This is a genomic window from Agromyces humi, assembly GCF_009720255.1.
Classification (GTDB): domain Bacteria; phylum Actinomycetota; class Actinomycetes; order Actinomycetales; family Microbacteriaceae; genus Agromyces; species Agromyces humi.
Genome location: NZ_WJSP02000256.1, coordinates 1 through 5,400, shown reverse-complemented (window position 1 = coordinate 5,400; position 5,400 = coordinate 1). Strand labels below are relative to the sequence as shown.

Annotated in this window: 8 protein-coding genes and 2 pseudogenes; all 10 read right to left on the bottom strand. The window is 68.9% G+C overall.

Annotated elements, in window-relative coordinates; all coding sequences use genetic code 11:
• Window positions 1-218 (bottom strand): annotated as a pseudogene (locus tag GH736_RS16390) (tRNA pseudouridine(38-40) synthase TruA); the annotation flags it as partial.
• Window positions 219-301: 83 nt separating this feature from the next.
• Window positions 302-841 (bottom strand): 50S ribosomal protein L17, encoded by a 540-nt coding sequence (gene rplQ, locus GH736_RS16385; RefSeq protein WP_159605231.1) that lies wholly within the window; start codon window positions 839-841, stop codon window positions 302-304.
• A gap of 47 nt (window positions 842-888) precedes the next feature.
• Window positions 889-1,875 carry a DNA-directed RNA polymerase subunit alpha gene (locus GH736_RS16380; protein WP_130353495.1) on the bottom strand — a complete coding sequence of 329 codons (987 nt, stop codon included), beginning with the start codon at window positions 1,873-1,875 and terminating at the stop codon, window positions 889-891.
• 172 nt (window positions 1,876-2,047) lie between these two features.
• Window positions 2,048-2,446, bottom strand: a complete 399-nt coding sequence (rpsK, locus tag GH736_RS16375; protein ID WP_159605229.1) for a 30S ribosomal protein S11 — start codon at window positions 2,444-2,446, stop codon at window positions 2,048-2,050.
• A gap of 33 nt (window positions 2,447-2,479) precedes the next feature.
• Complete coding sequence (gene rpsM / locus GH736_RS16370; RefSeq protein WP_159605227.1) at window positions 2,480-2,860, bottom strand: 30S ribosomal protein S13; 381 nt, start codon at window positions 2,858-2,860, stop codon at window positions 2,480-2,482.
• 167 nt (window positions 2,861-3,027) lie between these two features.
• Entirely contained in the window at window positions 3,028-3,141 is a 114-nt protein-coding gene (gene rpmJ, locus GH736_RS16365; protein ID WP_129520984.1) for a 50S ribosomal protein L36, read from the bottom strand.
• Between the two features lie 68 nt (window positions 3,142-3,209).
• Window positions 3,210-3,431 (bottom strand): translation initiation factor IF-1, encoded by a 222-nt coding sequence (gene infA, locus GH736_RS16360; RefSeq protein WP_011186713.1) that lies wholly within the window; start codon window positions 3,429-3,431, stop codon window positions 3,210-3,212.
• Between the two features lie 186 nt (window positions 3,432-3,617).
• Window positions 3,618-4,769 carry a mannitol-1-phosphate 5-dehydrogenase gene (locus GH736_RS16355; RefSeq protein WP_159605225.1) on the bottom strand — a complete coding sequence of 384 codons (1,152 nt, stop codon included), beginning with the start codon at window positions 4,767-4,769 and terminating at the stop codon, window positions 3,618-3,620.
• Window positions 4,766-5,206, bottom strand: a complete 441-nt coding sequence (locus GH736_RS16350; protein WP_159605223.1) for a PTS sugar transporter subunit IIA — start codon at window positions 5,204-5,206, stop codon at window positions 4,766-4,768. Before GH736_RS16350 ends, GH736_RS16355 begins: the two co-directional genes overlap by 4 nt.
• Window positions 5,203-5,400: pseudogene (locus GH736_RS25145) on the bottom strand (hypothetical protein); the annotation flags it as partial. The gene GH736_RS16350 and the pseudogene GH736_RS25145, both read right to left, overlap by 4 nt.

Sequence of the window (5,400 nt, the reverse complement as noted above, 5' to 3'; positions counted from 1 at the left end):
CCCGCATCGGTGCGGCCGGCCACGGTGAGCCGCGGCACGGCGCCCGTGCGGCGGAAGAGCGTCGCGAGCGCCTCCTCGAGCACCCCCTGCACGGTGCGGAGGCCCGGCTGCCGGCTCCACCCGTTGAAGTCGGTGCCGTCGTAGGCGATGCCCAGGCGCACGCGCACGACGGATGCCGGGGCATCCGTCTCGACGACGACGGTCTCGTTCTCGGGCATACGACCAGCCTAGGGCGACGCTCGACGCAGACGACGAACGGCCCCGGTGCCGTGCACCGGGGCCGTTCTCGAGCGTTGCGAGGCTACTTGACCTCGGCGGGCTCCTCGGTCGACTCCTCGGAGGCCTCGGCGCCGGCGGCCTCGTCGACCGCGGCCTCGGCCTCGGTCACGACCTCGTCGGTCGTCTCGACCTCGGTCTCGGCGGCGGGAGCCTCGTCGGCGGCCGGGGCGGTGGCCGGCTTGGCGGCGCGCTGCTTCGGGGTCACGGGCTCGAGCACGAGCTCGATGACCGCCATGGGCGCGTTGTCGCCCTTGCGGTTGCCGATCTTCGTGATGCGGGTGTAGCCGCCCTGACGGTCGGCGACCTGCGGCGCGATGATCGCGAACAGCTCGTGCACGACGGCCTTGTCGCCGATCACGCCGAGGACGCGACGGCGGGCGTGCAGGTCACCGCGCTTCGCGAACGTCACGAGACGCTCGGCGAGGGGGCGGAGGCGCTTGGCCTTCGTCTCGGTGGTGGTGATGCGCTTGTGCGTGAAGAGCGCTGCAGCGAGGTTCGCGAGCAGGAGCCGCTCGTGCGCGGGTCCGCCTCCGAGGCGGGGGCCCTTGGTGGGCTTCGGCATGGTTCGTTATCTCCAGTGGTGGGGGTGTCGGTACGGCGGGCGGTCGACTAGTTCTCGTCGTCGAAGCCCGTGTAGAAGTGGGCGCCGTCGAATCCGGGCACGGAGTCCTTCAGGGAAAGACCCATCTCGGTGAGCTTGTCCTTGACCTCATCCACCGACTTCTGGCCGAAGTTGCGGATGTTCATGAGCTGCGACTCGGACAGGGCGACGAGCTCCGACACCGTGTTGATGCCCTCGCGCTTCAGGCAGTTGTAGCTGCGCACCGACAGGTCGAGGTCCTCGATGGGGATCGAGAGCTCGCTGGAGAGCACGGCGTCGACCGGCGCGGGGCCGATCTCGATGCCCTCGGCTGCGACGTTCAGCTCGCGGGCGAGGCCGAACAGCTCGGTCAGCGTGCGACCCGCCGAAGCGATGGCGTCGCGCGGGGTGATGGCCGGCTTCGACTCGACGTCGACCACGAGGCGGTCGAAGTCGGTGCGCTCGCCGGCACGGGTGGCCTCGACGCGGTAGGTGACCTTGAGCACCGGCGAGTAGATCGAGTCGACCGGGATCTGGCCCGCCTCGGAGTACTCGTTGCGGTTCTGGCTGGCCGACACGTAGCCGCGGCCGCGCTCGATCGTGAGCTCGAGCTCGAACTTCGCCGAGTCGTTGAGCGTGGCGATCACGAGCTCGGGGTTGTGCACCTCGACACCGGCCGGAGCGGAGATGTCAGCGGCCGTGACCTCACCGGCGCCCTGCTTGCGCAGGTAGGCGGTGATGGGCTCGTCGTGCTCGCTCGAGACGACGAGGTTCTTGATGTTGAGGATGATCTCGGTGACATCCTCCTTCACGCCCGGGACGGTCGAGAACTCGTGGAGCACGCCGTCGATGCGGATGCTCGTCACGGCTGCGCCGGGGATCGAGGAGAGGAGGGTGCGACGGAGCGAGTTGCCCAGGGTGTAACCGAAGCCCGGCTCGAGGGGCTCGATCACGAAACGCGAACGGAACTCCGAGATGTTCTCTTCGGTGAGCGTCGGGCGCTGTGCGATCAGCACTGTGGATTCCTTTCGGCAGGGTGTCCGCTATATGACACCTGCGAGTACGAGGATCTTGAGTTGTTGAGAGAACGGATGCTGCAGGCCGGGGAGCACCCGGTGAACCGGGCGCGTCGCGGAATCCGATCGGATCCCGCGACGGCCTGGCTCCCCGGTCCGCAGGACGGAAGGGTCAGACGCGGCGGCGCTTGGGCGGGCGGCATCCGTTGTGCGCCTGGGGCGTCACGTCGTTGATGCTGCCGACCTCGAGGCCCGCGGCCTGGAGCGAGCGGATCGCGGTCTCACGGCCCGAGCCGGGGCCCTTGACGAAGACGTCGACCTTCTTCATGCCGTGCTCCTGCGCCTGGCGGGCGGCCGACTCGGCGGCCAGCTGCGCGGCGAACGGGGTCGACTTGCGCGAGCCCTTGAAGCCCACGCCGCCGGAGGAGGCCCAGCTGATCACGGCACCGTTGGTGTCGGTGATCGAGACGATGGTGTTGTTGAAGGTCGACTTGATGTGGGCCTGGCCCACGGCGACGTTCTTCTTTTCCTTCTTGCGCGGCTTGCGAGTAGCCGCCTTGGGTGCTGCCATGTGTGAAATCTCCTGTATCTGGCGAACGAGCGGTTACTTGCGGCCGGGCTTCTTCTTGCCGGCAACGGTGCGCTTCGGGCCCTTGCGGGTGCGAGCGTTGGTCTTGGTGCGCTGGCCTCGGACCGGGAGGCCGCGGCGGTGGCGCAGGCCCTCGTAGGATCCGATCTCGACCTTGCGGCGGATGTCGGCGGCCACTTCACGGCGGAGGTCACCCTCGACCTTGAAGTTGCCCTCGATGTAGTCGCGGAGCGCGACGAGCTGGTCGTCGCTGAGGTCCTTCACGCGGATGTCTCCGCTGATGCCGGTCTCCGCGAGCGTCTGCAGCGCACGGGTGCGCCCGACGCCGTAGATGTAGGTCAGTGCGATCTCCACGCGCTTCTCGCGCGGGATGTCGACTCCTGCCAGACGTGCCATGTTGGCTTCTCCTGTTTCGAAGTGGAGGTGTGGAGCAACGCCGGTGCCCGGGCCTCCGACCCGAGGTGTCCCCGCGACATCCGTGATGCCGTGGTTCTGGCGCTGCCGTTGCGGTGTTCAGTTGTGGGAGCGGGGCGCACACGAGGTGCGCCCCGAAGCCTTCGCGACTAGCCCTGGCGCTGCTTGTGGCGCGGGTTCTCGCAGATCACCATGACGTTGCCGTGGCGACGGATGACCTTGCACTTGTCGCAGATGCGCTTGACGGAGGGGTTGACCTTCATTGTTGTTCCTTGGAGTTCGCTGTCTTCGTACCCGCGGGACGCCGCGGGCCGTTACTTTCCAGCTGCCCTTACTTGTAGCGGTAGACGATTCGCCCGCGCGTCAGGTCGTATGGGCTCAGCTCCACGATCACGCGGTCCTCTGGGAGGATGCGGATGTAGTGCTGGCGCATCTTTCCGGAGATGTGCGCGAGGACCTTGTGCCCGTTCGTGAGTTCCACCCGGAACATCGCGTTGGGGAGTGCCTCGATGACCGAGCCTTCGATCTCGATGACGCCGTCTTTCTTGGCCATAGCCTCACTATCGCTTTAAGGTTGGGATGCTGGTCGTGCGATGTGTTCGCGACCGACGATGACTCGTCGGGCATGCCGAAGCAGGCGTGCAGAACACCAAGGGTCAACTATAGGTGATTCCGGGGCGTTTCGCCAGTCGAGGCCACGGATGCCGTGCCGCGACGCCGCGCACCCCGACGGCAGGCGCTACCCGACGCCCTTCGCGGCCGCCACGACGTCGACGAGCCCGGCCTCGAGCGGATGCCCCGCGCCGATGCCGGTGACCTCGTGCACGAACGCGGCCGGCTCGCTGCGATCGAGCAGCTCCCGGAGCTCGACGCTCTCGGGATCGGCCGGGACGTCGAAGCGGAGCGCCGCCCCCACTGCGGCCAGCAGCCCGTCGACCGGCCGGCCCAGGCTCACGAGGTCGGCCGCCGGCCCGACGAAGCGCTCGTGGCGGCCGAGCTTGCGCAGCGGCTGCCGGCCGACGCGCTCCACGGTGTCGGGCAGCTCGGGGTTGCGGAAGCGCTCGAGGATGGTCGCGCGGTAGCGGGCCTGCTCCTCCTCCGAGAAGTCGTGCTTGGCCGTGATGAGGGCCGAGGTCTCCCCCAGCACCCGCTCCACGGCCGAGGCGACGTCCGGATCCGCGAGCGCGTCGCTGATCCGGGAGTGCCCGGCGAGGAAGCCGAAGTAGGCGGTCGCGGCGTGGCCCGTGTTCACGGTGAAGAGCTTGCGCTCGATGTAGGGCGCGAGGTCGTCGACGAAGTGCGCCCCGGGGATCGCCGGCGCGTGCTCGCCGAACGGCGGTCGTTCGATCGCCCACTCGAAGAAGGTCTCGACGGTGACGTCGAGGCCGGCGTCGGGCGCCTGACCCGGCACGATCCGGTCCACCGCGGTGTTCGCGAACACGGCCTTGGCGCTGAGCGACGGCCACTCCTCGGGGCTCGACAGCGAGGCGATCTCGTCGCGGAGGAGATCGGTGGCGTTGATCGCGTTCTCGCACGCCATGATCGCCAGCGGCGGGGCATCCGCCGGCCGGGCGCGCAGTGCCATGACGAGGTGCGGTGCGATGAACCGGAGGATGCTCGGCCCCACGGCGGTGGTGGCCAGGTCGGCCGACGCCAGCTCGTCGACGAGGGCTGCGGCATCCGTCTGGCTGTTGATCGCGCGATAGCCGTCGACGACGAGGTCGCGAGCGCCGGCACCGACCTCGTGCACGGTGTAGTGGTCGGATGCCGCGAGCGCGTCGATGAGCTCGGCGTTCACGTCGGCGAACACGACCTCGTAGCCGGCGTCGTGGAGCAGGAGGCCGACGAACCCGCGCCCGATGTTGCCGGCGCCGAAGTGCACGGCCTTCACGAGTCGTTGACCTCGGAGAGCAGGGCGTGCAGCTCCTGCGCCGTCGACGCGGCGATGAGGCCCTGCACGGCGTCCTCGTCGGAGAAGATGATCGCGATCTTCGACAGGATCTCGAGGTGCTCGTTCTCGATGCCGGCGATGCCGACCACGAACCTGGCCTCCTCCCCGTTCCAGTCGACGGGCTCGTCGTAGCGCACGACCGAGAGGGCCGACCGCCGGATGCGGTCCTTGGCCTCGTTCGTGCCGTGCGGGATCGCGAGGAAGTTGCCCATGTAGGTGGACACGGAGCCCTCGCGCTCGAGCATCGAGTCGACGTAGCCGGGGTCGACGGCACCGCTCTCGACGAGCACGGCCCCCGCCTCGCGGATCGCGTCGTCACGGCTCGCGGCGCGGACGGCGAGCCGCACGTTGCCGGCGGGCAGGATCTCTTCGGTCATCGGATGCTCCTTCTGCTCGTGCGCGTTCGTTCAGGTGGTTCGTGCGGGTCGCGTGGTCCGTGCGGGTCGCGTGCGACGGCGTCGGCGATCGGCACGCCGTTCTCCTGCGTGCCGTCGCGGAAACGGAAGCTCACGGTCTCGCCCGCGCGGTCGTTCTCGCCCGCGATGAGCTGGAACGGCACCTTCTGCGTGGT

Coding starts and splice junctions, on each gene's coding strand:
- rpmJ (WP_129520984.1), bottom strand. CDS start 3,141: ATGAAGGTCAACCCCTCCGTCAAGCGCATCTGCGACAAGTGCAAGGTC.
- rpsK (WP_159605229.1), bottom strand. CDS start 2,446: ATGGCAGCACCCAAGGCGGCTACTCGCAAGCCGCGCAAGAAGGAAAAG.
- infA (WP_011186713.1), bottom strand. CDS start 3,431: ATGGCCAAGAAAGACGGCGTCATCGAGATCGAAGGCTCGGTCATCGAG.
- GH736_RS16350 (WP_159605223.1), bottom strand. CDS start 5,206: ATGACCGAAGAGATCCTGCCCGCCGGCAACGTGCGGCTCGCCGTCCGC.
- rplQ (WP_159605231.1), bottom strand. CDS start 841: ATGCCGAAGCCCACCAAGGGCCCCCGCCTCGGAGGCGGACCCGCGCAC.
- rpsM (WP_159605227.1), bottom strand. CDS start 2,860: ATGGCACGTCTGGCAGGAGTCGACATCCCGCGCGAGAAGCGCGTGGAG.